General features: G+C 66.9%; 27 protein-coding genes and 3 tRNA genes. 10 read left to right on the forward strand and 20 right to left on the reverse strand.

Annotation, left to right across the window (positions count from 1 at the left end; genetic code table 11):
* Positions 1–22 precede the first annotated feature (22 nt).
* A complete protein-coding gene (locus tag BKH33_RS04235; protein WP_043539339.1) occupies positions 23–943 on the reverse strand; it encodes an ATP-grasp domain-containing protein in 921 nt (306 codons plus the stop codon).
* A gap of 151 nt (positions 944–1,094) precedes the next feature.
* Here BKH33_RS04235 and BKH33_RS04240 point away from each other — a divergent pair, with 151 nt between their 5' ends.
* From BKH33_RS04240 to BKH33_RS04270, 7 genes are all read left to right on the forward strand, one after another.
* A complete protein-coding gene (locus BKH33_RS04240; protein WP_043539361.1) occupies positions 1,095–1,439 on the forward strand; it encodes a hypothetical protein in 345 nt (114 codons plus the stop codon).
* Positions 1,440–1,584: 145 nt separating this feature from the next.
* A tRNA-Lys gene (locus BKH33_RS04245) sits at positions 1,585–1,657 on the forward strand.
* Positions 1,658–1,704: 47 nt separating this feature from the next.
* A tRNA-Lys gene (locus tag BKH33_RS04250) sits at positions 1,705–1,780 on the forward strand.
* A 290-nt stretch (positions 1,781–2,070) separates the two neighbouring features.
* Complete coding sequence (locus tag BKH33_RS04255; RefSeq protein ID WP_003783190.1) at positions 2,071–2,286, forward strand: hypothetical protein; 216 nt, start codon at positions 2,071–2,073, stop codon at positions 2,284–2,286.
* 145 nt (positions 2,287–2,431) lie between these two features.
* Complete coding sequence (bcp, locus tag BKH33_RS04260; RefSeq protein ID WP_003783119.1) at positions 2,432–2,908, forward strand: thioredoxin-dependent thiol peroxidase; 477 nt, start codon at positions 2,432–2,434, stop codon at positions 2,906–2,908.
* Between the two features lie 121 nt (positions 2,909–3,029).
* Positions 3,030–3,111 (forward strand) — tRNA-Leu (locus BKH33_RS04265).
* Positions 3,112–3,219: 108 nt separating this feature from the next.
* Positions 3,220–4,572 carry an SMI1/KNR4 family protein gene (locus BKH33_RS04270; protein WP_003783137.1) on the forward strand — a complete coding sequence of 451 codons (1,353 nt, stop codon included), beginning with the start codon at positions 3,220–3,222 and terminating at the stop codon, positions 4,570–4,572.
* An 87-nt stretch (positions 4,573–4,659) separates the two neighbouring features.
* On the opposite strand, the gene BKH33_RS04275 is transcribed toward BKH33_RS04270, so the two are convergent.
* Entirely contained in the window at positions 4,660–5,280 is a 621-nt protein-coding gene (locus BKH33_RS04275; RefSeq protein ID WP_003783058.1) for an STM3941 family protein, read from the reverse strand.
* A 220-nt stretch (positions 5,281–5,500) separates the two neighbouring features.
* Complete coding sequence (locus BKH33_RS04280; protein WP_043539363.1) at positions 5,501–5,794, reverse strand: antibiotic biosynthesis monooxygenase family protein; 294 nt, start codon at positions 5,792–5,794, stop codon at positions 5,501–5,503.
* 151 nt (positions 5,795–5,945) lie between these two features.
* On the opposite strand from BKH33_RS04280, the gene rph reads away from it, so the two are divergent.
* Both rph and rdgB read left to right on the forward strand, forming a co-directional pair.
* Entirely contained in the window at positions 5,946–6,752 is an 807-nt protein-coding gene (rph, locus tag BKH33_RS04285; protein ID WP_003783174.1) for a ribonuclease PH, read from the forward strand.
* Positions 6,753–6,755: 3 nt separating this feature from the next.
* Positions 6,756–7,463, forward strand: coding sequence for an RdgB/HAM1 family non-canonical purine NTP pyrophosphatase (rdgB, locus tag BKH33_RS04290; protein WP_003783164.1), 708 nt, complete (start codon positions 6,756–6,758; stop codon positions 7,461–7,463).
* Positions 7,464–7,478: 15 nt separating this feature from the next.
* Here rdgB and BKH33_RS04295 read toward each other — a convergent pair whose 3' ends face one another.
* The 6 genes from BKH33_RS04295 to clpS form a co-directional block, all read right to left on the reverse strand.
* Positions 7,479–8,918, reverse strand: coding sequence for a L,D-transpeptidase family protein (locus BKH33_RS04295; protein ID WP_003783121.1), 1,440 nt, complete (start codon positions 8,916–8,918; stop codon positions 7,479–7,481).
* A gap of 86 nt (positions 8,919–9,004) precedes the next feature.
* Positions 9,005–9,538 (reverse strand): DUF3054 family protein, encoded by a 534-nt coding sequence (locus BKH33_RS04300; protein WP_003783124.1) that lies wholly within the window; start codon positions 9,536–9,538, stop codon positions 9,005–9,007.
* The gene (locus tag BKH33_RS04305; RefSeq protein WP_003783171.1) at positions 9,535–10,332 is read right to left on the reverse strand and encodes an MBL fold metallo-hydrolase; all 798 of its coding nucleotides are present in this window, start codon (positions 10,330–10,332) and stop codon (positions 9,535–9,537) included. Before BKH33_RS04305 ends, BKH33_RS04300 begins: the two co-directional genes overlap by 4 nt.
* 8 nt (positions 10,333–10,340) lie before the next feature.
* Positions 10,341–11,192: a glutamate racemase gene (gene murI, locus BKH33_RS04310; RefSeq protein WP_003783219.1), complete on the reverse strand. Its 852-nt coding sequence runs from the start codon at positions 11,190–11,192 to the stop codon at positions 10,341–10,343.
* A gap of 30 nt (positions 11,193–11,222) precedes the next feature.
* Positions 11,223–11,909: a DUF2017 family protein gene (locus BKH33_RS04315; RefSeq protein ID WP_043539342.1), complete on the reverse strand. Its 687-nt coding sequence runs from the start codon at positions 11,907–11,909 to the stop codon at positions 11,223–11,225.
* Positions 11,909–12,244 (reverse strand): ATP-dependent Clp protease adapter ClpS, encoded by a 336-nt coding sequence (clpS, locus tag BKH33_RS04320; RefSeq protein ID WP_003783111.1) that lies wholly within the window; start codon positions 12,242–12,244, stop codon positions 11,909–11,911. Before clpS ends, BKH33_RS04315 begins: the two co-directional genes overlap by 1 nt.
* 38 nt (positions 12,245–12,282) lie before the next feature.
* On the opposite strand from clpS, the gene BKH33_RS04325 reads away from it, so the two are divergent.
* Positions 12,283–13,701 carry a nicotinate phosphoribosyltransferase gene (locus tag BKH33_RS04325; protein WP_003783197.1) on the forward strand — a complete coding sequence of 473 codons (1,419 nt, stop codon included), beginning with the start codon at positions 12,283–12,285 and terminating at the stop codon, positions 13,699–13,701.
* A gap of 61 nt (positions 13,702–13,762) precedes the next feature.
* Here BKH33_RS04325 and BKH33_RS04330 read toward each other — a convergent pair whose 3' ends face one another.
* From BKH33_RS04330 to BKH33_RS04380, 11 genes are all read right to left on the reverse strand, one after another.
* On the reverse strand, positions 13,763–15,586 hold the full coding sequence (locus BKH33_RS04330; RefSeq protein WP_003783220.1) for a DEAD/DEAH box helicase: 1,824 nt from the start codon (positions 15,584–15,586) through the stop codon (positions 13,763–13,765).
* On the reverse strand, positions 15,583–15,945 hold the full coding sequence (locus tag BKH33_RS04335) for a DUF3039 domain-containing protein (RefSeq protein WP_003783188.1): 363 nt from the start codon (positions 15,943–15,945) through the stop codon (positions 15,583–15,585). Before BKH33_RS04335 ends, BKH33_RS04330 begins: the two co-directional genes overlap by 4 nt.
* A gap of 94 nt (positions 15,946–16,039) precedes the next feature.
* The gene (gene nagB, locus BKH33_RS04340; protein WP_003783052.1) at positions 16,040–16,780 is read right to left on the reverse strand and encodes a glucosamine-6-phosphate deaminase; all 741 of its coding nucleotides are present in this window, start codon (positions 16,778–16,780) and stop codon (positions 16,040–16,042) included.
* A 140-nt stretch (positions 16,781–16,920) separates the two neighbouring features.
* Positions 16,921–18,651: a hypothetical protein gene (locus tag BKH33_RS04345; protein WP_003783068.1), complete on the reverse strand. Its 1,731-nt coding sequence runs from the start codon at positions 18,649–18,651 to the stop codon at positions 16,921–16,923.
* Positions 18,627–19,472 (reverse strand): ABC transporter ATP-binding protein, encoded by an 846-nt coding sequence (locus tag BKH33_RS04350; protein WP_003783214.1) that lies wholly within the window; start codon positions 19,470–19,472, stop codon positions 18,627–18,629. Before BKH33_RS04350 ends, BKH33_RS04345 begins: the two co-directional genes overlap by 25 nt.
* Positions 19,473–19,712: 240 nt before the next feature.
* Complete coding sequence (locus BKH33_RS04355; protein WP_003783064.1) at positions 19,713–19,994, reverse strand: HU family DNA-binding protein; 282 nt, start codon at positions 19,992–19,994, stop codon at positions 19,713–19,715.
* 190 nt (positions 19,995–20,184) lie between these two features.
* Positions 20,185–20,934, reverse strand: coding sequence for an N-acetylmannosamine-6-phosphate 2-epimerase (locus BKH33_RS04360; protein WP_003783128.1), 750 nt, complete (start codon positions 20,932–20,934; stop codon positions 20,185–20,187).
* A 35-nt stretch (positions 20,935–20,969) separates the two neighbouring features.
* The gene (locus BKH33_RS04365) at positions 20,970–22,004 is read right to left on the reverse strand and encodes an ROK family protein (RefSeq protein ID WP_003783091.1); all 1,035 of its coding nucleotides are present in this window, start codon (positions 22,002–22,004) and stop codon (positions 20,970–20,972) included.
* Between the two features lie 185 nt (positions 22,005–22,189).
* Positions 22,190–23,110 (reverse strand): dihydrodipicolinate synthase family protein, encoded by a 921-nt coding sequence (locus tag BKH33_RS04370; RefSeq protein ID WP_003783117.1) that lies wholly within the window; start codon positions 23,108–23,110, stop codon positions 22,190–22,192.
* A gap of 173 nt (positions 23,111–23,283) precedes the next feature.
* Complete coding sequence (locus BKH33_RS04375) at positions 23,284–24,120, reverse strand: carbohydrate ABC transporter permease (RefSeq protein ID WP_043539345.1); 837 nt, start codon at positions 24,118–24,120, stop codon at positions 23,284–23,286.
* A 3-nt stretch (positions 24,121–24,123) separates the two neighbouring features.
* Entirely contained in the window at positions 24,124–25,011 is an 888-nt protein-coding gene (locus BKH33_RS04380) for a carbohydrate ABC transporter permease (RefSeq protein WP_003783133.1), read from the reverse strand.
* Positions 25,012–25,078 lie beyond the last annotated feature (67 nt).

Raw genomic sequence — 25,078 nt, forward strand, 5'->3', positions numbered from 1 at the left:
AAGCGTCCGCGCTCAGAGGCGGTCACCAGAAGATGCGCTGGGCGATGGCGTCGGCGAAGTTGTCCAGCGCCTCCGGAGCCGCTCCCAGGTAGAGGCCCGCGTCGATCAGTGAGACCTCCATGAGGTAGAAGCCGCCCTGACCGTCCCCGACGACGTCGACACGGTTGAACAGGAGCTGCATGTCGCGACCGGAGACCTCCTTGATGAGCGTGTGGATGGCCTTGCGCACGCGCTCACCCCAGAGCCACTCCTGCTCGCTGGGCTCCCGCGCTGTCACGATCTCCTCGTGGATCTGGTCGGTCGACTTGAAGGACGGGTGGAGCATCGGTGCCTTCTCCACGGCGTGGGACAGCACTCCGTTGAAGTAGACCAGCGAGACCTCGCCCTTGCGGTCGACCTCCTCAAGGTAGCGCTGCACCATGACGGTACGTCCACGGCGCAGGTGGTGCATCGCGTCATTGATCGCCGCCGACCGGGAGGAGGCATCGGTCGCGGTGTAACGCCCCGTGCCACGCCCACCCGAGGAGATAGCCGGCTTGACGACGAAGTCTCCGTGCGCCGGGAAACGCGTATGAACCTGGTGCTTGGAGTAGCCGGCCTCCGGCTCCAGCCAGGTCGTCGGAATCATGGGGACCCCCCACTCGCTCAGTCGAGAGAGGTAGTGCTTGTCCGAGTTCCAGGTGACGACGTCGGCATGGTTGGCCAGCCTGGGCACCGACCGGGCCCACTGAAGGAAGCCGGAGTAGTTGCCCTTCGTGGCGTAGTCACGGACGCTGCGTAGTACGACGGTCCCCGCCTGGCCCCAGTCGACACCGGGATCGTTCCACACGGCGACCCGAGGCTCGATGCCACGCGCACGCAGAGCGTCAGGCAGGCCGCGGTCATCGTCGTCAAGGTCCGGGAAGTCTGCGCAGGTCGCCAGCGTCACGATCGGGTCGCTCATGCGGCCCACGCTACCGCGCACGGCACGGCGGTGAGAGTCGCAGGCGTGTGATACTGAACCGCCCCCGCACCAGTACAACGAAGTACACCTCCTGGCAGGGAGACGGGGAGGATTGATGGGCCGCACACGGACAGGTGGCACAATGCATGAGGTGACCCCAGAACCTCGCAAGCCTCTCAGTACCGCCAACCGGCGCTACTGGGCGTCGATGGTCGTCATCACCGTCACGACCTTCCTCACCGCGGGGCTGGCAGGAGGAGCGGTCTCGCTGCTCACCGGCGCACCCGCAGGTCGCAGCAGCCTATGGGCGGGCGCGGTGATCGCCCTGGTGATGCTGACGGGATGGAGCACTGCCGCTCGCGTGCGCGACCGCAAGAAACTCGGCCTTCCACTGTGGCGCCGTCTCACCGAGGAGCAGGCGGCCACCCTCAAGCAGTACCGCCAGTGGTCACGCACGGGGCGCCTCCAGGATCATGAGGATCAGTCGCAGTCCTGAGTACCGCCCAACGCCCCCACCATCCTTGAGACTTGCCACACAAACGGCCCGTTTCGCGGATTCCGGCTGGACGACCCCCTCCTCCATCCGTAAAGTATTCCTCCGTCGCCCAGCGAACCACGTCAAATGACATCGTTGTGGTGAAGCACCGCTAGCTCAATTGGCAGAGCAGCTGACTCTTAATCAGCGGGTTCAGGGTTCAAGTCCCTGGCGGTGTACGAGTCTTCCGGCCCATCAGGCTGGAGGACGCGGCCACCAAGGCCGAGCACCGCTAGCTCAATTGGCAGAGCAGCTGACTCTTAATCAGCGGGTTCAGGGTTCAAGTCCCTGGCGGTGTACCACGAGGGGCGTGCGCTCCGGCCGGAATGACTCCGCTGGCACAGCAGCACATGGACATCGGCGGTCAGATGACAACCGCCTCCCGCATGACTGAGAAGTCCTCTGAATGCCACCGTCTCATCGGCTTTCCCGCCCTCGTGACCACACCACGGTCTGCAGCGGGCCAACCATCCGCGGCACCGGAAGTCTTTATCCGCAGCATGCCGGCTACGCAGGTACTTACCTGCTCTCACGCACGCTGCTGCTCGGCCCCACCGGGCCGACGACGTCGAAGGAAGTTGAGGGAATACGCATGACACACGACATCCACACCATGAACACCCTGGTCACCGAGCCGGCGACCACTGGCACCTCGGCCGAAGAGGCGGCCAACCGTGAGCTCTTCGCCGCACGTGCCGAGCTCGCCTCTTTAGGAGCAGCGGCCTCGCCCTCCCGGCTTGAGCGGGCTCTCGAGCGTCTGGAGGCTGCGCAGAGGGCATCACAGCAGTCCCTCTCCCAGGCCGCCTGAACAGGGTCGCAGCATCAGATCAGGACCGCCGAGCCGATGTGGTCAACGTCTGCCAGATCACGAAAGTAAGTCGCTGAATCCACTGCCGCAGGTGCCGTCGGCGATGCGAGGATGAGCATATCCGCCAGGAACCCGAGGAGGACCTATGCCCCAGCTCGCAGCCGGTGATCGCGCCCCTGAGTTCGTCCTGCCCGATCAGGACGGCCGTACCGTGTCCCTCGAAGATCTTCGTTCCAGCACGGACAAGGGCGTCATCGTCTACTTCTACCCCAAGGCCTGCACTCCGGGCTGCACCAAGGAGGCGTGCGACTTCAGAGACTCCTTGGAGGGGTTGAAGGCGGCCGGCTACACCGTCGTCGGGATCTCCCCCGATCCCGTGACTGCTCAGGCCAAGTTCGCCAGCCGCCACGACCTGCCCTTCCCCCTGTTGTCGGACGCCGACCACACCGTCATGGAGGCCTGGGGTGTGTGGGGCGAGAAGAAGAACTACGGAAAGGTCTACACCGGCGTCATCCGCTCAACCGTGGTGGTGGCACCCGACGGGACTGTGGCGCTGGCCCAGTACAACGTCCGTGCCACCGGGCACGTCAAGCGGCTGCTTACCGCGCTTGGTGTGGACTGAGCGCATCCCCGGGGACGCTCCCTCGAGTTCTCCTGCGCCCAGGCCCTGTCGACCAGAGCGCGCCCGGGAGGCCTTCGGGTTCTGCCATCGGCACAGAAATCGGTAAAGTAGGCGCGACGCAGCGCGAGTGGCGGAATTGGTAGACGCCCCAGGTTTAGGTCCTGGTGCCTTCGGGCGTGAGGGTTCGAATCCCTTCTCGCGCACAGATCTCAGCTCCCGACGCCGACAGGGGCTGCGGGCTCTTGCAGGCAGATTTATCTCCTTGGTCTGTTCTGACGCCTGCCGCTTCCCCGACCTGATCCGAGGCATCGATGAAAGAGAACTCATTCAATCAGGACACTCCCGCTTTCAATGCCGTGCTGGCGCAGACGATCGCCAGACACTTCCGAGGCGCCGCGGCCGAGGCCATCGACGGCGGCCAGACGGTCCGGTTGGGTGACGGCCTTCCCGTCATCGAGTGCTTCATCGATGAGATACAGGACCACAAGCCATATGGCGCGTTCGTCTTCCTTCAGATCAGCGGAGGCGCCTTCGGGGACAGACGGGTCCTGGTGACGGCCAGCGGCTACGGCTCCAGTCAGCTGGAGTCGGTTGTCGCAGCCGGGTGCAACTGGGCCTGCGCCTTCGGCCCCGCCCTTCTGACCGGAATCGGCCGCCCGGACCTCATCGATTCCGATAATCCCGACGTCGAGCAGTTCGAGACCACGGTGGGAGGCAGACGCTACCGGGTGACCACCGGTCATCTCGACCGCGGCATGAATATGCCGATCGAGGAGGTGACGGCTTATCGCCGGCGGCTGGGCGGGCCTCGCGCCCTGACCGACCGGGTACTCGCCAGCCCTCTGATTCCCGCCACTCGTTCCAATGAAGCAGTGGCACTGGGCTGCTACGCGGCGATCGGCCCATTCTCGACCACCGAGCTCAAGCTCGCCGGCGCCGACTGGCCGGCGGGGCTCTGCATCCTGGACGCGATTCCGCCCGAGCCCGGCGGCCACCGAATGCTCCGGGAGTGGTCGGTGCTCATGCCCTTGGAACCCGCTCCACCCCTCACCAGGGACGGGCTCCAGCACACCCTCGACCTCATCGCGGCCACCTCGTACGATCCCGGCAGCGAAGCCGGCTGGCTCGGCAGCCGCCACCACGGCATGAAACTGGGGCCGCCGCACCTTCCTTCAGGGCTCTCGCTTCCAGAGGATCTGCGCTGGTTCCTCAGCACCATCGCCGGCTCTGGCGCGGGCCCCGGCTACGGGTTGGACATCTTCCCGGCCGACGACGGGGGCATCCACCTCGCCGATGCCGGTTGCGGCGCCGAGTGGCGTATGAGCCCCTACGACGGCAGCGTCTGGTTGGACTCGCGGGCCTGCGACGACAGTTTCGCCCGCGTGGCCCCGAGCTTCATCTCCTGGTACGAGGCCTGGCTCGATCACGCCATCCGCGGCGGCGGGCCGTTCGCGCAGTGGTCCTACCAGGTCGATGCCGCCTACAAGATGCTTGAGCAGAGTGCCGCCGAGTACGGCGTCGAGCGACTCCCCGAGACTGTCACCCGGGTGAAGATCCAAACCCCGACCAAGGCCTTCGGCCCCTGCCACTCCTGCCAGCTCGTCTACGCCCGGTGCGGCGTGCCGGAGTCGGTCTTCGTCACCGCCCCGTCCCCGGCGCCCTGAGTTACCTCAAACCCACCCAACCGGGACGCACAGGCAGGGATGGCTCGACACAAGCGGGGAACACTCCCGCTGCGGCCGCCGAGCGGACTAGGCACGCCCCGGTGCACTGTAGTGCTGGTGGGCCTGCTGGAGCAGGGCCAGCAAGTCCTCTTTCCCTCCTTGCAACGTGCCCGGAAGGTACACGCGCCCTTCTCTGAGGGTCCCACGATCCGCGACCTCGTTGACCTGCTGGCTCAGCTGAGGGGTGGCGGAGTCGTGGCTGCGCATCTGCTGCCCCAGCGGCGTCAGGACGTATCCAACCACCAGTTGCGCTCGTGCACCGCCGCCGGGGCTGATCTCTTCGCCGAAGAACTCAGCGATATCTGTCCAGCGCGCCGACTCGCTAACGCTGTAGGACTGACCGGAGCGCCGTTCCAGACGTACGCCTTCAGACGTGACTATCAGCCGACTTCGACGAAGGAATTTCCTGACAATGGCTGGGATGCCGATGACTCCGAAGAATCCGATGGAAGCGATACCGGCGAGCATGTAGAGAAGCGGTGAACTCGATTGGTTCGCGATCAGAATGATCACGACCCCCACTACAGTGAAGGCGCCGCAGCCCAGAAGACTTCCCCATAGACGGAGGGGAGACTCCGGGATGACCAACATCCCAGTGGTACGCAGCTTCTCGCTCTGTTGGCTTACGCGATCAGCATCGATCCCCATGATTCGTCCACTCCTTCGTTACGCGAGATCATCGAAGTTCAAATTCACCCTACGATGGAGCACGCGGACGGGTACAGGGGAACAACTCCCCAATCCCGCTTACACCTCGGTGCCGGAAGAAGCCCTCCCATATACAGACCGATCTATCCTCTAAACACGAACTTCTTTAAACGACCAGTACAGAGCTCATCCACACACCCATGTCGGTCTCCCGATAGAGCTATTCCTCGTGCTGGACGACCTCGAAACCGAGGACCTCCACGCTCATGCCTCGGCGCTTGTCCTCCTCGTGGCCGCCGGCGGGCCGCGCGGACTGCCAGCGCTCGTAGTCCTCACGCGTTTCCCACCGGGTCACCACGAAGTAGCGGTCCTCACCGATCACCGGACGCAGCAGCTCGAAGCTCTGGAAGCCCTGCGAGGCGTCAACCCCCCGCTTACGTGCGGCGAACCGCTTCTCAATCTCGGCCTGCGCTCCCTCGGGGAAGGTCAGTGCGGTGATGTTGACATAGGTCATGGTGTTCTCCTCGGTGACTCCGTGGGCTCCGGACCGGAACAGACGTCCCACCGAACGCTACAGCCTGAGCCCGGCCTCGGACTACAGCCGTCGGCATCCCGAGGTACCGAGCCGGCTCCGAGGCCGGGTGACTGCCGGGTAGCCTGAGCCCATGACAACTGCCCCCTTCACCCGCAAGGACGGCCGCGCCGTCGACGAGCTGCGCCCCGTGACCATGACCCGCCACTGGCTCGACCACGCCGAGGGATCGGTCCTCGTGACATTCGGACGCACCCGTGTCCTGTGCGCCGCCTCCTTCACCGAGGGGGTTCCGCGCTGGCGCAAGGGCAGCGGCGAGGGCTGGGTGACCGCCGAGTACGCGATGCTGCCGCGGGCGGGCTCCGAGCGCTCCGGCCGTGAGTCCGTGCGCGGCAAGGTCGGGGGCCGCACCCACGAGATCTCCCGCCTCATCGGCCGCAGCCTGCGCGGCATCATCGATGTGTCCGCTCTGGGTGAGAACACGATCGCGCTTGACTGCGACGTCCTGCAGGCCGACGGCGGTACCCGCACCGCGGCGATCACCGGCGCCTACGTGGCCCTGGCCGACGCCGTCGCCTGGGGCACCGAGCGGGGACTCATCAAGGCCCGCTCCGGCAAGCCGGTGCTGTCCGACTCCCTGTCCGCGATCTCGGTCGGAATCATCGACGGCGTGCCCTGCCTCGACCTGCCCTACGAGGAGGACGTGCGTGCCCAGACCGACATGAACGTCGTCCAGACCGGGGACGGCCGGTTCATCGAGGTCCAGGGCACCGCCGAGCACGCCCCCTTCGACCGCTCCGAGCTGGGAGCACTGCTCGACCTGGCCGCTGCCGGCAACAGCCGACTGGCAGCGCTCCAGCACCGAGCCCTGGCCGGACCCAACGGCGAGCCCTTCACCGTGTCCTCATCCCAGTCCTCATCCGAGTGCGCGGAGGTCTGATCCGTGAGTGCCTCTTCAGACGCCGACGGCGCTCCCCCGCTCATGGACCGGGTCCAGGTGCCCGACGGCGCCCGTCTTGTCCTGGCCACCCACAACACCGGCAAGCTGGCCGAGCTGCGGCAGATCCTGGAGCCGCTCGTGCCCGGGCTGGATCCCGGCTCCATCATCTCGGCCGCCTCGCTCGAGGTGACCGAGCCGGTGGAGGACGGGCTGTCCTTCGCCGACAACGCTCTGATCAAGGCCCGCGCCCTGGCCCGGACCACGGGTCTGCCGGCGGTGGCCGACGACTCGGGTCTGTGCGTTGACGTGCTGGGAGGAGCACCGGGGATCTTCTCGGCGCGCTGGAGCGGCCGGCACGGGGACGATGAGGCGAACCTCCAGCTGCTCCTGGACCAGCTGGCCGACGTCGCCGATCCGCATCGCACGGCGCGCTTCACCTGCGCCGCGGTCCTGGTTCATCCGGCCGCCGGCAGGGCGCCGGAGCAGGTCACCTCCATCGAGCGCTCCATGGAGGGGCGCCTGGCCCGCTCCCCTCGGGGAGAGGGAGGCTTCGGATACGATCCGATCTTCGTCCCCCTCCAGGAGGATGAGCCCGGTGGACGTGACCGCACCACCGCCCAGATGACGCCTGAGGAGAAGCATGCCATCTCCCACCGGGGACAGGCCTTCCGCGCCCTTGCACCAGTCCTGGCCGACGTCCTAAGCAGGTGAGCCCTGAACGCGCTGTCAGTAGTGCGTCACCACAGTGGTACCGATCTCGGACCACTGCCAGATCCTTTGAGCGTCCGCCACCGGGATATTGATGCAGCCGTGCGAGGACTCGTCCGTGCCGATACCGAACTCCTTGACCCACGGGGCGCCGTGGAGGGCGTAGCTCTTGTGCCAGTAGCTGACCCACGGAACGCCTCGTTCGCAATAGGGCCACTCGGGAGTGCACCCCATGTCCTGCGCCTGGTAGCGCAGATAGATCTTGTAGGTGCCGGTCACGGTCTCGTGCCCGACGCCACCGTGGTTGATGAGGATCGGCCCGTAGACCACCTCCTGGCCCTCATAGGCGGTCAGCGTTGAGTCGGTGAGGTTGACATCGACCCACTTCTCCCCCGCCCTGGCCTGATAGACGAAGCGCTCCGGCCCGCTGGGCACCACCCGGTTCTCGGTGGAGTGAGGCACCTCGTTCCAGCTGATCTCCTGGCTAACGCTCGTGTCCTGACCGAGCCCCTGGACGAGCGCTGCCGTCACCGGCTCGATGTTGCCGGCCCTCCTACCGGACTTGCCCGGACGGGCGAGCTGGAGCACCGTGCCGGCTGAGTCGACGTCATTGATGGCGTTGACCGGATCCCGCTCCGCCTCCTTGGTCAGCGAGGACACCCAGGCCTTGACCTTCTCCGGTGAGACCGTCGGCACGATGCGGCTGTCCTTGACGGGGAAGTCGATCCACGAGGCCTTCTGAGCCTTGGTGGCCGTGTGCGCCGTGCCGTCGACCGTCACTGAGAGCTCGGCGTCCAGCAGCGCGTTTGCCGATCGTGCGACCGTATTCGCCTCCTGGAGACTCACCGTGGGCTCGGTCCTGCGGATCGACACCGGCGCGACATGGTCCGATAGCTTGCGTGCAGCGGCGTCGACAGCCGAGTCAACATCACCGGGGTCGATGGCGTCACCTGATCTTCCGGAAGAGGCGGTGAAGCCGCCGCTGCCGTCATTCCAGGTCACTGTCGGCTCGACGACGTGATCGCGCAGTGTGTTGCTCAGCCGTGACACCAGCGCGGCACGAGCGTTCTTGTCGGTCGTGTAGCGCACCATCACCTCCCGTTTCCTGAGGATGCCGCGCAGGAGGGGCAGCGGCGACCCCGATCCGGACACGGCGGCCTCCACGGTCGCCCGGGTGTCGATCCGGGCGACCTGGGAGAGCGGAACGGTGGTGGAGGTTCCTTCAACGACCAGCGTCACTGAGACCGATGCGGCCCTCTGCGACACGAGCGCGGTCAAGGTCTGCCGGTCCATTCCGGACACGTCCTGCCCCATGAGTGTGGTTCCGCGTGGAGCTCGCCCCTCGTGCCTGTGCGCGTAGACGACGGACCCGCCCACTGCCCCTGCCACGATGAGAAAGACGGCGATCAGGGCACCGATCCACCGAGGCGATCGACGCTGCTTGGCGGAGTGGTGCATGGCGCCAAGGTACGAACGGGCAGGTTGCCATTCCGTAAAGACAGTGCCCTGACGCCGGGAGGAGTCGAGGGCAGCCCCTGACGAGGCTAGTCCCCGTCCCGCTCCTGCTCGGCAAGACGACGCGCCACGGGCTTAGGAACCAGGGAGTCGTGGGCACGCACGTAGCCGTAAAGCCATCGCCATCCCCCCAGGAACACCAGGAGGAAGGTGCCGGTCATCAGCCCCCAGGAGGCGCTGGCCGAGACATCGTTGAGCGCGCCCTGCGTCAGCTCGCGCAGCACGGTCCAGGTCACCCAGGTCAGACCTGCGACGATGAGCCCCTCGGGCAGCGCCATCTCCAGGTGGTCGGGGCGACGGCGTCGAAGGCACCAGGTGACCGCCCAGGCGACAACCACTGCCACAACCGCCTGCCACACCGGGGTGACAACCTGGCTCAACGTATGCGTGGAGGCGGCACCGAACAGGGCCACGAGCACCACGGCGGCCAGGTCCGCAGGCACCACCAGCCACCAGCGAGTCCTGCGCTCACGGATCCAGGGGCAGTCGACCCCGTCGGGAAGAGCCGGGGTGAAGGAGATCGTCCGCTGTCCAGCGGGACGCTCCTGCCCGTCAGGGCTCAAAGCTCCCAGACAGCGTCCGCCGTCGCCGCCTCCAACGGACCTGAGTAGACCGATGCGGCCTCCTTGAGCGGTACGGCCGGATCCGTCCAGGGCTGGATGTGAGTGAGGACCAGGTGACCGGCACCGCTCTGGGCGGCCAGCTCCCCGGCGCGCAGGCCGGTCATGTGCATCCCGCCCACCGTGTCGCGGCCCTCGACGAAGGCCGCCTCAGCCAGAAGAAGGTCCACTCCCCGGGCCATGTCGCTCATGCCCTGACAGACGTCGGTGTCCCCGGTGAAGGCGAGGCTGACCCGCCGCGTCGGGTCCTCCTCACTCGGCCCCTCGATCCGGTACCCGTAGGCCTCCACCGGGTGGAGCGCCTCGAAGGGCGAGATCACCATGGGGCCCACGCTGTACGACCTGCCGGGCACCGCGGTGACGAAGCCGAACTCGGTGGCATAGCGCTCACTCGGCGGCACACCGTCAACCCCCTGCAGGCGTTCCAGCAGCTCCGAGGGCCCCAGACAGGCGACTGGCCCGAGCGCCCCGGTGGGCAGCCAGCGCCGGTAGACGTGCATCCCCACCAGATCGACCATATGGTCGGCATGGCAATGGGAGATCGCGATGGCGTCGAGCTGGGCAGGATCGAGGTGACGCAGCAGCTGCCCCATCGAGCCCGGCCCGAGGTCCAGCACGATCGAGTAGGTACGCAGCGCGCCGTCGGCATCGACTCCGTCGGCCTGTACCAGGTAGGAGGAGGCCGAGGACTGAGGACCCGACATGGATCCCGAGCAGCCGATAATCGTGAGTCTCATGCAGATCCTTAATGGGCGGTGGGGAGCAAGGAAAAACCGGGCGTCTCGGCGCGAGCACCCGCAGCATCGGAGGCGGAGTCCACGCGCTCAACGTCGCCGACCTCGGGGCCGAGAAAGCGTCGGGCCAGCACTGAGAAGGCCCTCGGGTCCCCGGTGGAGCGGAACTCGTGACGCGGTTCGTTGGCCTCGGGGCCACGCAGAAGACCCTTGCTGGCCAGAGCCCGGTAGACGTCCTTGGCGGTCTCATCGGAGGAGGTCACCAGGGCGACCTCCTCCCCCATGACATAAGAGATCGGTCCTACCAGCAGGGGGTAGTGGGTACAGCCCAGGATGAGGGTGTCGACGCCGGCGGCCTTGATGGGAGCCAGGTAGTCCTCGGCGACGTCGAGCACCTCGGGTCCGGTGGTCACGCCTCGTTCAGCGAGCTCGACGAAGCGCGGGCAGGCCTGTGAGAAGAGCTCGACGCCGGGAACGGCCTGGAGCGCGTCGTCATAGGCGCGCGAGTCGACCGTCCCCCGGGTGGCGATCAGGCCCACCCGACCGTTACGGGTCACCCCGGCAGCCGTGCGCGCGGCCGGGTGAATCACCTCGATCACCGGAACACCCCGCCCCAGGGTGTAGCGCTCACGCGCATCGTGCAGGACGGCCGCGGAAGCGGTGTTGCAGGCGATGACGAGCAGCTTGACCCCGCGGTCCACGAGCTCGTCCATGATGCTCAGGGCCAGGGAGCGGACCTCGGCGATGTCTCGGGGGCCATAGGGGCCGTTGGCGGTGTCCCCGATGTACAGCACCTGCTCGTGAGGCAGCTGGTCGAGGACGGAACGAGCGACGGTGAGACCACCGACACCAGAGTCGAACATCCCGATCGGAGCATCATTCACACCGCGAGACTATGCGGGCCCTGTGCCCCCGAACAGCGCGGATACCAGTGATTCCTGCCACCAGGTGACCATGTCGTAGACCAGTGCCGTGCCCCGGTACCACTGCTCGTGAGCAGTCTCGCTCTCGGAGGCCTCCTGGGAGGCGACGTCGTGGACGCGCCCGGCGTCCTGCGCCGACTCGATGCCCAGGCGTTGGGCCAGCACGAGGCGGATGTCGTTGATCGCACCGAGCCACTCGGCTTCCTGACCGATCGGAACCAGTACCGTTGCCTCGGGGCCCGACGGCGCCCGCAGCTCGGCGGCCATCCGCGCCAGACGGTCGACCTTGCCACTGCGGAGGCGCGCCCGGGTCAGGCTGCTCACCTCCATCGCGGTGACCGGATCCTCTGAGGCCTCAGGCAGCAGGACACCGACGACGGGATCGCTCGCCGGCCGGCCGGTGTGAACGTGGTTGGAGGACTGGTCGAGATCGAAGTCCAGAGCCGCCAGGACCTCCCGGTCCCGCTCGCTCTCTCCCGGGCGCCCCGGATCGCTGCGAGTTGACGGCAGGACGGTGGACCCGCCTGCATCCTCGTCAGTGGGCTCGTCCGACTGAAGGATGGCCCTGACCTCAAGGGCCAACCGGGCCAGGAGCTCGCGTTCCCAGTCATCGAGGCCGCAGGCCAGCCCCTGGGAGACTCGGCGGAAGGCTCGCATCACCGCCCTCCTGCGGCATCGCTCGCGGAGCCCTCGCCGTCGTCGCCCAGAGGCTCGATCGTGGCGCGAAGGCCGTAGCCGTGCATCGCGGTGACGTCGACCTCCATGCGCTCACGGGCTCCTCGGGAGACCACGGCGCGACCGGTGGTGTGCACCTGCATCATGCGCGCCTCGGCCACGGGCAGTGAGAAACCGAAGTAGGAGTGGAAGACCCAGGTCACATAGTTCATCGTGTTGACTGGGTCGTCGTGGACCACGGTGCACCACAGGCGCTGGGCGCGGGCATACGAGTCCTCCAGAGTCTCCGGATCGACGACGGGCAGCGAGGCGCTCATACCTCCAGGGTAGCGGTGAGGCGCGATAGGTTGTCCCCGTGAACGACTACGCGCCCACGACCGCATTCACTGCCGGAACCGCCGTTGCCTCTGTTGATGCGCCCTCGACCTCGCTGCTGACCGATATGTACGAGCTCACCATGCTTCAGGGAGCGTTGGCTTCGGGCACCGCCACGAGGCGAAGCGTCTTCGAGCTCTTCGGACGCGGGCTTCCGGCATCGCGCCGCTTCGGCGTCGTTGCGGGCACCGGACGGCTGCTGGACGCCATTGAGGCCTTCACCTTCACCCCTTCCCAGATCGACTTCCTGCACCGCACCGGGGTCGTCAACGACGAGACCCTGGACTTCCTTCGCGACTACCGCTTCACCGGCACGGTCCGCGGCTACGCCGAGGGCGAGTGCTATTTCGCCGGCTCCCCGCTGCTGACGGTTGAGGGCACCTTCGCCGAGGCCTGCATCCTGGAGACGCTGGCCCTGTCGATCTACAACTATGACTGCGCCGTCGCCTCGGCCGCCTCCCGAATGACGATTGCGGCCCACGGACGTCCTTGCGTGGACTTCGGCGCGCGCCGCGCTCATGAGCAGGCGGCCGTGGCCGCTGCCCGGGCCTCGGTGGTCGGCGGCTTCGTGGGGACAAGCAACCTGGAGGCGGGACTGCTCTACGGGATTCCCACGGTGGGGACCTCGGCGCACTCCTTCACCCTTTTGCACGACTCCGAGGAGGATGCCTTCGCCGCTCAGGTGGCCAGTCTCGGTCCGAGCACCACCATCCTGGTGGATACCTACGACATCGCCACCGGTGTGGAGCGGGCCGTCAAGGCGGCCCGGGCAGCAGGCGGGGAGCTCGGGGCGGTGCGACTGGACTCCGGTGACCTGGTGGCTGAGGCCTTCAAGGTACGCGCCCAGCTCGATGCCCTGGGCGCGACGTCAACGAAGATCACGGTGACCAACGACCTTGATGAGCACGCCATCGCGGCGCTGGGGGCGGCCCCTGTGGACTCCTACGGCGTAGGCACCAAGCTCGTCACGGGTTCAGGGCGCCCCACCGCGGCGCTCGTCTACAAGCTGGTGGAGCGCGAGGGCGCCGACGGCACCATGGAGGAGGTCGCCAAGTTCTCCTCAGGCGGCAAGTCCACCGTGGGAGGCCGCAAGTGGGCCGGTCGCACACTCACCTCCGAGGGGACGGCGGCCGAGGAGCTGGTGGTCTCGTCCAGCTCACAGGAACAGGGTCTGGCGGCGCTGTCCGAGGCCGGAGCCCGACCGCTCCAGGTGCTCCTGGTCGACGAGGGCCAGATCATCGAGGAGCACCGTGGCAAGGGGGCCTTGAGCGCGGCGGCGGAGCGGCACCGGGCCGCACGTGCCGAGCTGCCCTACGACGCCTGGCGCCTGAGCGACGGCGAGTCGGCGCTGCCGACCCGCCACGTCGACCTCGACGGGAGAAGCGCCACCCGGCGCTGAGCCGCCCTGAGAGGACGCCGGAGCGGATCCACGTCCGCCACCCGGCCGTCGTCCAGATCGGTCATCGCTTGCCGACGAACCAGCGTCGCAGAGTCTGGATGCGTTTCTCGATCTCCTCGGTGGAGGCCGCTGCCACCTCCGGGCCCCCGCACACGCGTCGGAGCTCGTTGTGGACGACACCGTGCGGCTGGCTCGAACGACGGGCCCAGGCCGCCACCAGCTGAGAGAGCTCCTTGCGGGCCGCTGCCCGACGCCGAGCATCGTCAACGCCTGAGTTCTTCCGCCTCTGCGCCTCGGCAGCGGCCTGCTTCTTCTGGGAGGCGATCTGCTTGCTCTGGCGCTGACGCAGCAGAGCGGTCACCTGCTCGGGCTCCAGCAGTCCCGGCAGCCCCAGGTACTCCTGCTCCTCGATACTGCCGACCATGGCGCCGGTCCCGAACTCGCCGCCGTCGAAGAGGACACGGTCGAACTCGGCCTGGCTGTCCATGGCCTCGAAGCCGGGCAACAGATCTGCCGAGGCGTTCTCGGTCTTGTTGGCCTCGGCGAGCAGACGGTCCTCGGGGCTGAAGAGAGCATCCTCCTGCGCCGCCGAGTCCGGGCGGCTCAGGACGTGGTCGCGGGCCACCTCCATCTCGCCAGCCAGAGCCAGTAGTGGCGTGACAGAGGGGAGGAAGACCGAGGCGGTCTCGCCACGGGCCCGCGAACGCACGAAGCGCCCCACGGCCTGGGCGAAGAACAGCGGGGTGGAGGTCGAGGTGGCGTAGACGCCCACGGCGAGCCGGGGAACGTCCACCCCCTCAGAGACCATGCGCACGGCCACCAGCCAGCGGTCGGATGAGGCGGAGAAGGCCTCGATGCGGCTGGAGGCGCCATTGTCGTCGGAGAGGACCACGGTGGGGGCCTCTCCAGTGATGGCGCGCAGCTGCTTGGCGTACGCGCGGGCCTTGGCCTGGTCTGAGGCGATGACAAGGGCTCCGGCGTCGGGCACCTGCCGGCGTACCTCGGTCAGACGCTGGTCGGCGGCGGCCAGGACCGCGGGGATCCACTCCCCCGCCGGGTCGAGCGCGGTGCGCCAGGCCTGGGACTCCAGGTCCTTGGTGAGGGGCTCGCCCAGCCGGGCCGCGACCTCATCGCCCGCCTTGGTGCGCCACCGCATCTGTCCCGAGTAGGACATGAACATCACCGGACGCACGACACCGTCGCGCAGTGCGTCGGAGTAGCCGTAGGAGTAGTCCGCCTGGGAACGCTTCGCCCCGGAGGAGTCCTCCTTGTATCGCACGAACGGGATCGGGGAGGTGTCGGAGCGGAAGGGCGTTCCGGTCAGGGCCAGCCGTCGACGCGCAGGGGTGAAGGCCTCACGGATCGCGTCCCCCCAGCTCAGGGCGTCCCCGCCGTGATGGATCTCGTCGAGGATGACGAGGGTACGGGCCTGGTCGGTACGGGCGCGGTGCAGGTTGGCGTTGGCAGCCACCTGCGCATAGGTCAGGGCGACGCCGTCGAAGCGAGAGCCGAGTGCTCCTTGGGAGTTGGAGTAGGAGGGGTCGATATGGATGCCGACACGGGCGGCCGCCTCGGCCCACTGGTACTTGAGGTGCTCGGTGGGGCAGACGATCGTCACCTTGTGGACGTCACCGGAGCTGAGCAGCTCGGTGGCCACCCGCAGCGCGAAGGTCGTCTTGCCGGCCCCGGGAGTGGCCACGGCCAGGAAGTCCTGTGGCATCGTCTCCAGGTACTGCCCCAGGGCCGCGGCCTGCCAGGCGCGCAGCGACCCGGCCGTTCCCCACGCGGCGCGGCGCGGGTAGGCCGGAGAGAGGTTCTGGGCCGCTGACGTCGAGGCCCGTGTCGGGGTGGGGTGGGTCGCCTGGCCGCCACGAGCGGCGTTCACCGACCGCCTCGCCCGAACGGGAACCGGGGGAATCGGGGGCCTTTGCCGCCTGAGTCGTCCCCACTGCGCATCTCCTCGTAGATGGACTTGCAGGTGGGGCACACCGGGTACTTCGACGGGTCGCGACCGGGCGTCCACACCTTGCCGCACAGTGCGACAACAGGACGCCCGGTGACAGCGGCCGCGGCGATCTTGTCCTTGCGGACGTAGTGTGCGAAGCGGTCCGCGTCGCCGTCGTCGGTCGACTGGAGCTCCTCGTGCTCCAGGACGGCCGTACCGACACCCTGCGTGGGCTCGGCCGCCGGGTCGATGGGGGCTCCGGGCGCTCCTGGATCAGCACTGGCGAGGACGTCTGTCATGCCGCCCAGTGTAGGTCGGACGGTGCGTACCGGCAGTCGCCCACCCCACCCTGGTCCTGTGGGGAGGCTCTCCCCGGGACGTGCGGCGCCCCCGTCAGGGCTTCGAGGTGAGCCGGCCGGCGGCTGCGGGGTCGACCAGCACCAGGGCGTCGTTGTGGCGCTGCATGACGGTTGCCGGCCACTCAGCACTCACCTCGCCCTCCACGAGCTGGGCGACGGCCTCGGCCTTGCCCTCGCCGGTAGCGATGAGGACGAGCTTGCGGGCCTCCATGATGGTGGCCAGCCCCTGGGTGATGCACTGGGTGGGTACTGCGTCGACGTCGCCGCCGAAGAACCGGGCGTTGTCACGGCGGGTCTGCTCGTGAAGCTCACCGACGTGCGTGCGCGAGTCGAGGGCGCCCCCGGGCTCGTTGAATCCGATGTGCCCGTCGGAGCCGATACCGAGGATCTGCAGATCGCAGTACCCGGCCGCCGCCATCTGAGCCTCATAGTCCCGGCAGGCGGCCTCAAGATCCTCGCTCAGCGCATCCGGACCGTGAAGCGCACCGGGACGCATGTCCACGCGGGAGCGCAGATTGGTCTCCATGAAGGTGGCGTAGCGCTCCGGGTGTCCTGCGGGCAAGCCGACGTACTCGTCAAGCATGAAGCCGGTGACCTCCGCGAAGCTGATGCGTCCGGCGGCGCAACGAGCGGCGAGCTCGTCGTACAGGGGCAGGGGCGAGGACCCGGTGGCGGTTCCCAGCACGGCTGCCGGTTTGTCCTTGAGCAGCGCCTCGATCTCGTCGGCCGCCCGCTGTGCGATCGCCTGCGCGGAATCCAGAATGACAAGCTGCACGATGATGTCCTCTCTGACATAACGACTGGATGTACTGAGTTTACTAATGTCTGCGAGCCGCTACATGCTTGAGCGACTTTAGATCAATCCTACCCCGAGTCATCAGAATCAATCAGTCTGTAGCGGTGTGACCAGCGTGATCACACCGGCTGTGCATGTCCCGGCCAGGTGCGGATCGTAGCCAGAACCTGAGCCCCTCGACGATCGAGCAGCCTGCCGCCGAAGACGACTCCGCCCCATAGCGTCAGAGCGCACCAGGCGACCCCCAGCACGAGAGCCGCCCACCCCCACAGCAGCGAGCCCCGGACAACACCGTAGGCCGCAGCTGCGAGTACCGGCGAGCAGACGATGAGGAGAAGCAGCGTCGCCACCATCTGGATGATGGAGGCCACAATAGCCGTTCCCGAGGTCCGCGAGCGCATGGGACTGTCTCCGGGCGCGAGCGTCTCGTAGGGCAGCAGGACACTGGTGAGGCAGGACCAGGCCAGTGCGCAGCCGAGGAGAGCCAGGCAGGCGCCGGTCACGGCGGGCAGCGCACCCCAGTAGCCGGTCCACAGGCTCATGAGCACCTCGACGGCGAGCAGAGCGGGAACCTGCCACAGAGCCGCTCCGACAACCCGCCCCAGACGGTCGTGTGCTCCACTGATGCCGGAGCCGATGTGGCTCCACAGGGCGGTGGAGTCCAGGCCGAGGTCGTCATGGATCACCCAGCCCATGAACATCGCCAATGCCGGTGCCATGCACAGCAGGACCACCGGTGCGTGTCCGAGGGCGAGGCCACCCCCAAACCGTTGACCGTTGACAACGAAGACGAATCGGCTGGAGCTCATGGCGGGGACCATGATGAGAACGATCGGAATGAGCAGGACGGACAGGAGCTGGACCAGGTACCTGGGGTCCGTGCGCCAGTAGCGCAGACAGCGAGCGGCCACCGCCGCCGCGGGCTGCGGCAGCAGAGAGTCGAGCCGGCGGCTCCACGGGAGGACGTCGAGATGGCTTGCACCCCGCGCACCGAGGCGCTCACTGCCACCGCGTGAGGCGTAGGCACGCGTCCGTGTCTGCGACGTCCCCGGAGAGGTCATCACCTTGCCCACGATGCGCTGCCACAGGGGCAGCAGGGCCACGGGGAGGATCCAGGCGCCGATCGCCAGCGCCAGCGCTGCAAGCACCGAACCGGTGGCCAGGAGCCCAGGGGCGGCGAAGGCCCAGCCGAAGGGAGACAGCCCCAGTACCTGCGCGACGGTTCGAAGGTGCTGAAGGAAGCCTGCGATGTCGTCCCCGATGAGCCTGGGAACCAGGTTCGGCAGCTGGGTGGCCGCCAGGAAGGCGATGAAGGCGATGATCGCCGTCGTCTCGCGTCCTCTGCGGGAGGAGGAGATTCCCGCAGCTGTCACCACGATCCGGGAGAGGATGACACAGGTGGCCAGGGCCGCCGGAGCGCACAGCAAGGCCAGGATTGCCGCGAGGACCTGCCCCGCCACCAACCAGGTGAGGGCCGGAACCAGACAGACAACGGCTGTCAGGCAGCCGGGGATGCCAAGGGCGCCAGCGGCCAGCAGCCCGACGGCCAGCCCTCGCGACGGAGCGGTCCAGGCAGCCATCGCTCGGGGATCAAGAGTGGAGTCGATCCCGGTGACGAGCAGCGAGACCACGGCCCAACCTGCCACCAACAGCGCCCCAAGGGCTCCCGTGAGCAGAGCGATGACCTGTGGATCCGCCTCGAGCCCAAGCCCGACGGCGCCGGCCAGCACCATGCCGAGCGCCCCCAGCCCGTAAAGGGCCCCGATTACGGTGCCGACGATGGCCCAGGTGTTCTTGGTCAGGGCGTTGAGGGTCAGGCGCCACTTCAGCTTGACGAGGGTCGCAACCATGACAGCCCCTCCGTTCGCACCTGGGCTCCCACCAGCTCGGTGAAGCGCTGCTCGAGATCCCCACCCGCGGCGACCTGCTCAGTCGTCCCTGCAGCGACAACCCGGCCGGCATTGATGATGGCAACGTGGTCGCACAAGCGCTGCACAGTGGCCATGACGTGACTGGAGATGACCACGGTGCCGCCGGCGGCGGCATAGTCCCGCAGGATCGCCTGGATCGTCTGGGCCGAGATCGGGTCGACGGCCTCGAAGGGCTCGTCCAGGACCAGGATGGACGGCGAGTGCACCATGGCGCAGGCCAGGTGGATCTTCTTACGCATACCCGCCGAGTAGTCGGCCACCAGAGTAGTCCCGGCCTCCCACAGCCCCAGCACCTTGACCAGCTCGGTCGCCCGGGGCACGACCACGTCGCGCTTGAGCCCACGCAGGAGTCCGGAATAGGTGACGAGCTCAAGACCGTTCAAGCGGTCGAAGGTTCGCAGCCCATCGGGCAGAACTCCTAGGAGGGCCTTGGCCCGCCGAGGCTCGGCCCACACGTCGACACCGTGGACCAGCGCCTGTCCAGCATCGGGACGCAGCAACCCAGTGGCCATCGACAGGCTGGTCGTCTTGCCGGCACCGTTGGGGCCGACGATGCCGTAGAAGCTGGAGACGGGGATGTCGAGACTGAGGCGATCCACCGCGACCTTGCGGTCGAAGGTCTTAACCAGCCCCACCATCTGGAGTGCCGGCACGGAGCCGGAGCCGGGCGCTGGCCCGGCCAGGGCGGCGGCCACGCCGGGGCCGTCGGGCTGATTCGCCGCAGATGTGAAAGCAGACATGCTTCTACTGTAAAAGCGCTTACTTATTCAGCCCTCCACCGGCAGGAGGAGATCGAGGGCCCCGGCCTACTCCTTCCACCCCTCCTTGAGCATTATCAGTAACAGCCTGCGAGACGCAGCGCCTTGCAGGTCGAGGCTGATACGTGAACCGGGGACGCGTACATGATTCCGGTCCGCTGCTACACCTCAGCGGAGTGGCAACGGACCGGAATCAGGATGTCAGGGGCGTGGCCCCACGTATCACTCGGCGACAGCCTTCTTCAGCGAGGAGCCGACGGTGACCTTGACACCGTAGCCGGCGGGGATCTGGATCTCCTCACCGGTACGGGGGTTACGGCCGGTGCGTGCGGCACGCTCGACGCGCTCGATACCCATGAGGCCGGTGATCTTCACGGCCTCACCCTTAGCGACGTTCTCAACGAGGACATCCTGGAAGGCTCCCAGGAAGGCGTCGGCGTCGGTCTTGGTCAGGCCGGCCTTCTCGGCGATGGCGGCGATGAGCTCGGTGCGGTTGACGGACATGTCTTCCCTCTCGATCGTGGACGGACACCCTTGTGTGGTGCCACTTCTGGCAACGCTACGCATAAAACCTTGGGTTTGTCAGGTCAGACCGGAGTGTCGCGCTGGATAGCGAGTAACAATTCGCACATTTGCACCCCAGCAGTCACACCTGTCACACACAGAGCAAGTCGCGGAACGACGCCGTTTCTGCTCAGCCCTTCCAGACGGCGCCCGGAAGCGCGTTCGCGAACCACGACGTGATAGTGGTCGGATGGGTGATCGCGGTGCCGACGACGACGGCGAAGGCTCCGTGCTCCATGGCGGCTGCAGCCTGCGCAGGGGTATGAACCCTGCCCTCGACGACGAGCGGGATCTCCGCGATACCGACGACCTGGTCGACGAGCTCAAGATCGGGGCCGTCGGTCTTGGGACGCTCCCCGGTGTAGCCGGCCAAGGTGGTCCCGAGGATGTCGACCCCGGCGTCCTGGGCGGCTTTGGCGTCATCCAGGGACCCGCAGTCGGCCATGATGAGGACCTCAGGGCGAGCCTGCCGGAGGCCCTCGACGGTCTGGGCGAGGCTCAGCCCGTCAGGACGGGGACGGCGAGTGCCGTCCAGGGCCACGATCTGGCTGCCGGTGGCGGCCACGGCAATGGCATGGGTGAGGGTGGGAGTGATGAAGACGCCGTCGTGGCCGTCCTTCCACAGACCGATGACGGGTACGTCGACGTGCTGGCAGATGAGGGCCAGATCCGCCAGGCCCTGAGCACGGATGCCGACGGCACCGCCGGCGACACAGGCCTGGGCCACCTCGTCCATGGTGCGGGGATCCCGCATCGGCTCACCCGGATAGGCCTGGGCGGAGGCGATGAGCCCGCCCCTCAAGCGCTCCAGGACGGGATGGAGGCCGGCGGAGGCGGCCTGCGCATCCGTTGACGACTGTGATGATGACTGCTCGGTCATAGGTATGTCCTGTCTGATGGTGCCGAAGCCGATGGCTACGGGCGGTGGTTGTCGTTGTTGCCGGCCAGGGCGAGGGCGCCGCGAGCCGCACCGATGATCGGCGCGGTGGTTCCCAAGGTGGCAGGAATGATCTTGATGGGGGCCAGGGGGTCGATGATCTCTGCGGCGAAGGTCCGCCGCAGAGGCTCCCACCACAGGTCGCCCGCTCGGGCCAGACCGCCGGAGACGACGACGACGTCGGGGTCGATGACGGTCACCAGGCCTGCCAGCGCCCGTGCCAGGCACACCGCTGAGTCGCGGTAGACCTCCTGAGCGATGACGTCCCCCGCATCGGCGCGCCTCTCCACCTCGCGGGCGTCGGGCACTTCAGGATCTCCCCCCTTGGCCAGGTAGCGGCGGTGGATCTGCGGACCAGCGGCAATGGCCTCCAGGTGCCCCTGCCTACCGCAGGTGCAGGGCTCGCCCTGCGCACCGGGCACGGGCACGTGAGCGATCTCGCCGGCCACGTGGTGGGCGCCCCTGCGGGTTCGTCCCTCGATGACGAGGGCGCCGCCGACCCCGGTGCCCACGGCCACCATGAGGACGACCTCGGCCCCGGTGCCGGCGCCGAGCCAGGCCTCACCGGAGGCATAGGCATCGACGTCGTTCTCGACATGGACCGGCAGCACGCCCAACCCTGCAGCGGCAAGTCGCTCCCGCACACCGGCGGCGACCTGCGTGCCGGCCCAGCCGGTGATGGCATCGGTGGCGGACAGGATCGTCCCGCTCTCCACGTCAACGACACCGGCGGTCCCGACGCCAACCGCAATGATCGGCACGGCCCGACCAGGATCCTGGTGAGTCCCTGTCGTGGCGACTTTCTGCACCAGAGCGCTGATGGCATCGAGCATGGCGTCAGGGCCGTCGTGGGCAGGGGTTGGACAGGAGGACACCGGACCTTGCAGGGCGCCATTGACGTCCACCAGAGCGGCAGCCATCTTGGTGCCGCCAAGATCGAGGCCGACGACGAGCGGGGCCTGTCCGGACGGTGACGGGATATTGGTGGCGGATGGGGGGACATCCTGGGTCATGACGCTCTCCAAGAGGCTTGTCCGGCACGGGCGCCGGTCAGAGACGGAATGGGTTGAGTTGAGACGGCGGCGGCTCAGGACCAGCCGGAACAAGGAGTGTGGGCAGCACAGTCCGCCGACGCCAATGACGGCCGCGCCCCCGCCCCCTCGTCATCGAGGCAGTCGGACACGCAGCCGCCAGGGGGTCAGATGAGGCCCTGCGCCTTGACGATCTCCAGGACCGCGTCCTTGGTCTCGCCCTTGAGCGCCTGGACCGGGAAGGCCATCTCGTTCGTGGCGATGATCCCAATCGCCTCCATCGCGGTCTTGAAGGCACCAATGCCGGTGGCGTCGGCCGAGCGCCCCTGGGGAACGAAGACGATCTCGAAGCCGGCGCAGACCTCATCCTGAAGGCGACGGACCTCGTCCCACTTACCCTCGCGGGAGGCCTTCCACATCTCGGTGTAACGGACCGGGTCCACGTTGCCGTAGCCCGGGACGAGACCATCAGCGCCGAGCAGGAGCATGCCGTCGACGACGCACTCATGGCCGGTCAGGAGAGCCAGCGGGTGGCCGGCGGCCTCGTTGGCCGCAACCAGCCGGCGGAAGGCGACGTCATTGCCTGAGGAGTCCTTGACGCCGGCGATAACGCCCTCCTTGCCCAGCTCGACGAGGAGGTCGCAGCCGAGCTTGGCGCCACCAAGACGCACGGGGACGTCGTAGGCGAAGACGGGCACGTCCACGGCCTTCGCGATAGCGCGGAAGTGCTCCTTGATCTCGTCGGCGTCGTTGAGCGCGTAGAAGGGGCATGTCGCCACGATCGCCTGCGCACCGAGCGAGACGGCGCGACGAGCCTGCTCGATGACACGGTGGGCCGTGGTGTCAATGGCTCCGGCGAGCACCGGCACCCGGCCCGCAGCCTTCTTGACGACGCGTTCAATGACGGCGTCGCGCTGGGAGTCGGTGAGGTAGGCGACCTCTCCGGAGGACCCCAGAGCGAACAGGCCATCGACGCCCCCGACGATGAGGTGCTCAACAACCTTGTCCAGGCTGTCGAGGTCTACCTCGCCCTCGGCGGTGAAAGGAGTGACGACCGGCGGGATGACGCCGGTGAAACGGTTGTCCATGTGGTGTCTCTCTTCATTGAAAGGTTATCGGACGTCTGACATCTGACGTTCAGTAGTATTGTTGCAGATCTTCGTTCTCAGCGCCACCCCGGTGCCGGCGATCGCTCGATCACTCGCGTCGCAGGCGCCGGGGCGGCGGGAGGCGGGACTGGGGACAGGCCTGCTACGGAGGGCTACTTGACCGAGCCCTCCGAGAGTCCTCCCGAGATGTGCTTCTGGATGACCATGAAGAAAACGACCGACGGGACGATCACGATCACGGAAGCAGCCATCATGGCTCCCCAGTCGAGAACCTCCGACCCCTGGAGAGAGTAGAGGCCGACTGCGACGGGCATCCTGTCCGACTCGGTGATGAACAGGAGCGCATAAAGGAACTCGTTGAACGTATTGATGAAGGTATAGACAGCGGTGGCCACGATCCCCGGAAGGACAATGGGCACAGAGATCTGCCAGAACACCCTGAAACGGTTCGCCCCATCAACGGCGGCCGCTTCCTCCACCCCGATGGGAACCGTCTGGAAGAAACCGATGAGCATCCAGATCGCATACGGGATCGAGAACGAGAGATAGGCAATGATCAGCCCGATGTAACTGTTCATGAGCCCAAGCTTGACCATGGTGATGGTATACGGGATGGCCAGCAGGATCGGCGGGAACATGTAGGTGCCGATGAGGATCTTGGTCAGCTGCTTCCCGACCCGCGGGAAGAATCGCACGATCCCGTAGGCACCGAGCATTGACACCAAGACCGTGATGACTGTCGAGCATCCCGCTATCAGTAGCGAGTTCTTCAGATTCGTCAGGAACCCGATCTCCTCGATCACCTTGCGGTAGTGCTCGAGCGTCGGTGAGGTCGAGAACAGCTGCAGCGGGTTCTGCGCGAGCTCGTGAGAGGTCTTGAATGATGAGGAGATGACCCACACGAGCGGGAACACCGCAACGAAGGCGGCAACGACGAGAATGAGATACACACAGGCTGTCCCCCAAGGACTACGACCAGCACGTCGCATGATTCAGCCCCTTTCCTTTTCCCAGCGGTTGAGCATCCTGAAGGCACCGAAGGCCAGAGCCAGCAGGAAGATGAGCAGCAGGATCGTCACCGTGGAGGCGACACCGAGCTGACGCAGGTTCCAGCCCTCCTGATAGGCGAAGATCGGCAGCGTCGTCGTCCTCTCCCCCGGGCCTCCGCCCGTCAGAAGGAAGAGCATGTCGAAGTTGTTGAAGACCCAGATGGTGCGCAGGATGACCAGCAGCCCAATGACCTCGCGAATATGGGTGAGCGTGATGAACCTGAACCTCTGCCACCCGGAGGCGCCATCCACCATGGCCGCCTCGTACTGCTCCTGCGGGATGGTCTTGAGGGCCGAGAGGATGTTCACCATGAACATCGGCGCGCCGAACCAGATGTTGATGAGGAGCGCGACCCAGAGGGTTGTCTCGGGATTGCCCAGCAATGCCATGTTCTTGTCAGTCAGGCCGAGAGACGTCAGCAGGTTGGGGAGGAACCCGTAGACGTCATTGAGGATCCATTTCCAGGAGAACGCGGTGATGATCGCCGGGAACGCCCAGGGGACGATGAGGAGCGTGCGGAACAGCCCCGACCCCCGAGGAACCCGGTCCAACGCAAGCGCCAGAACCATCCCCACCGCGAGCTGGCCGATGATCGACGCTGCGGTCCACTTGATCGACACCCCGAAGGCGTTCCAGAAGCTGGAGGACCCGAGGAGGTCGGTGTAGTTGGAGATCCCCACCACATGGTAGTTGGTGCGTAGGAGATTCTTGTCTGTGAATGAGTACCAGATGCTTGAGAAAACCGGGTATATCAGGAGAGCAAGAACAACGATCATTGATGGTGCCACGAAGCAGACACCGGTCCAGTTCATTCGTTTGATGCGTGTCATGAGTTCACCTTTCGGACTGGGCGGCAGGGGCGCTGTGACGCCCCTACCGCCACGCCGAGTCACTTGA

Source organism: Actinomyces naeslundii (assembly GCF_001956585.1).
Classification (GTDB): domain Bacteria; phylum Actinomycetota; class Actinomycetes; order Actinomycetales; family Actinomycetaceae; genus Actinomyces; species Actinomyces naeslundii.

Excerpts from the sequence above, each read along its gene's own strand:
- BKH33_RS04235 (WP_043539339.1), bottom strand. The coding sequence starts at position 943 with ATGAGCGACCCGATCGTGACGCTGGCGACCTGCGCAGACTTCCCGGAC.
- BKH33_RS04255 (WP_003783190.1), top strand. The coding sequence starts at position 2,071 with ATGACACACGACATCCACACCATGAACACCCTGGTCACCGAGCCGGCG.
- bcp (WP_003783119.1), top strand. The coding sequence starts at position 2,432 with ATGCCCCAGCTCGCAGCCGGTGATCGCGCCCCTGAGTTCGTCCTGCCC.
- BKH33_RS04270 (WP_003783137.1), top strand. The coding sequence starts at position 3,220 with ATGAAAGAGAACTCATTCAATCAGGACACTCCCGCTTTCAATGCCGTG.
- BKH33_RS04275 (WP_003783058.1), bottom strand. The coding sequence starts at position 5,280 with ATGGGGATCGATGCTGATCGCGTAAGCCAACAGAGCGAGAAGCTGCGT.
- BKH33_RS04280 (WP_043539363.1), bottom strand. The coding sequence starts at position 5,794 with ATGACCTATGTCAACATCACCGCACTGACCTTCCCCGAGGGAGCGCAG.
- rph (WP_003783174.1), top strand. The coding sequence starts at position 5,946 with ATGACAACTGCCCCCTTCACCCGCAAGGACGGCCGCGCCGTCGACGAG.
- BKH33_RS04295 (WP_003783121.1), bottom strand. The coding sequence starts at position 8,918 with ATGCACCACTCCGCCAAGCAGCGTCGATCGCCTCGGTGGATCGGTGCC.
- BKH33_RS04305 (WP_003783171.1), bottom strand. The coding sequence starts at position 10,332 with ATGAGACTCACGATTATCGGCTGCTCGGGATCCATGTCGGGTCCTCAG.
- murI (WP_003783219.1), bottom strand. The coding sequence starts at position 11,192 with ATGTTCGACTCTGGTGTCGGTGGTCTCACCGTCGCTCGTTCCGTCCTC.
- BKH33_RS04315 (WP_043539342.1), bottom strand. The coding sequence starts at position 11,909 with ATGCGAGCCTTCCGCCGAGTCTCCCAGGGGCTGGCCTGCGGCCTCGAT.
- clpS (WP_003783111.1), bottom strand. The coding sequence starts at position 12,244 with ATGAGCGCCTCGCTGCCCGTCGTCGATCCGGAGACTCTGGAGGACTCG.
- BKH33_RS04335 (WP_003783188.1), bottom strand. The coding sequence starts at position 15,945 with ATGACAGACGTCCTCGCCAGTGCTGATCCAGGAGCGCCCGGAGCCCCC.
- BKH33_RS04345 (WP_003783068.1), bottom strand. The coding sequence starts at position 18,651 with ATGGTTGCGACCCTCGTCAAGCTGAAGTGGCGCCTGACCCTCAACGCC.
- BKH33_RS04350 (WP_003783214.1), bottom strand. The coding sequence starts at position 19,472 with ATGTCTGCTTTCACATCTGCGGCGAATCAGCCCGACGGCCCCGGCGTG.
- BKH33_RS04355 (WP_003783064.1), bottom strand. The coding sequence starts at position 19,994 with ATGTCCGTCAACCGCACCGAGCTCATCGCCGCCATCGCCGAGAAGGCC.
- BKH33_RS04360 (WP_003783128.1), bottom strand. The coding sequence starts at position 20,934 with ATGACCGAGCAGTCATCATCACAGTCGTCAACGGATGCGCAGGCCGCC.
- BKH33_RS04365 (WP_003783091.1), bottom strand. The coding sequence starts at position 22,004 with ATGACCCAGGATGTCCCCCCATCCGCCACCAATATCCCGTCACCGTCC.
- BKH33_RS04370 (WP_003783117.1), bottom strand. The coding sequence starts at position 23,110 with ATGGACAACCGTTTCACCGGCGTCATCCCGCCGGTCGTCACTCCTTTC.
- BKH33_RS04375 (WP_043539345.1), bottom strand. The coding sequence starts at position 24,120 with ATGCGACGTGCTGGTCGTAGTCCTTGGGGGACAGCCTGTGTGTATCTC.
- BKH33_RS04380 (WP_003783133.1), bottom strand. The coding sequence starts at position 25,011 with ATGACACGCATCAAACGAATGAACTGGACCGGTGTCTGCTTCGTGGCA.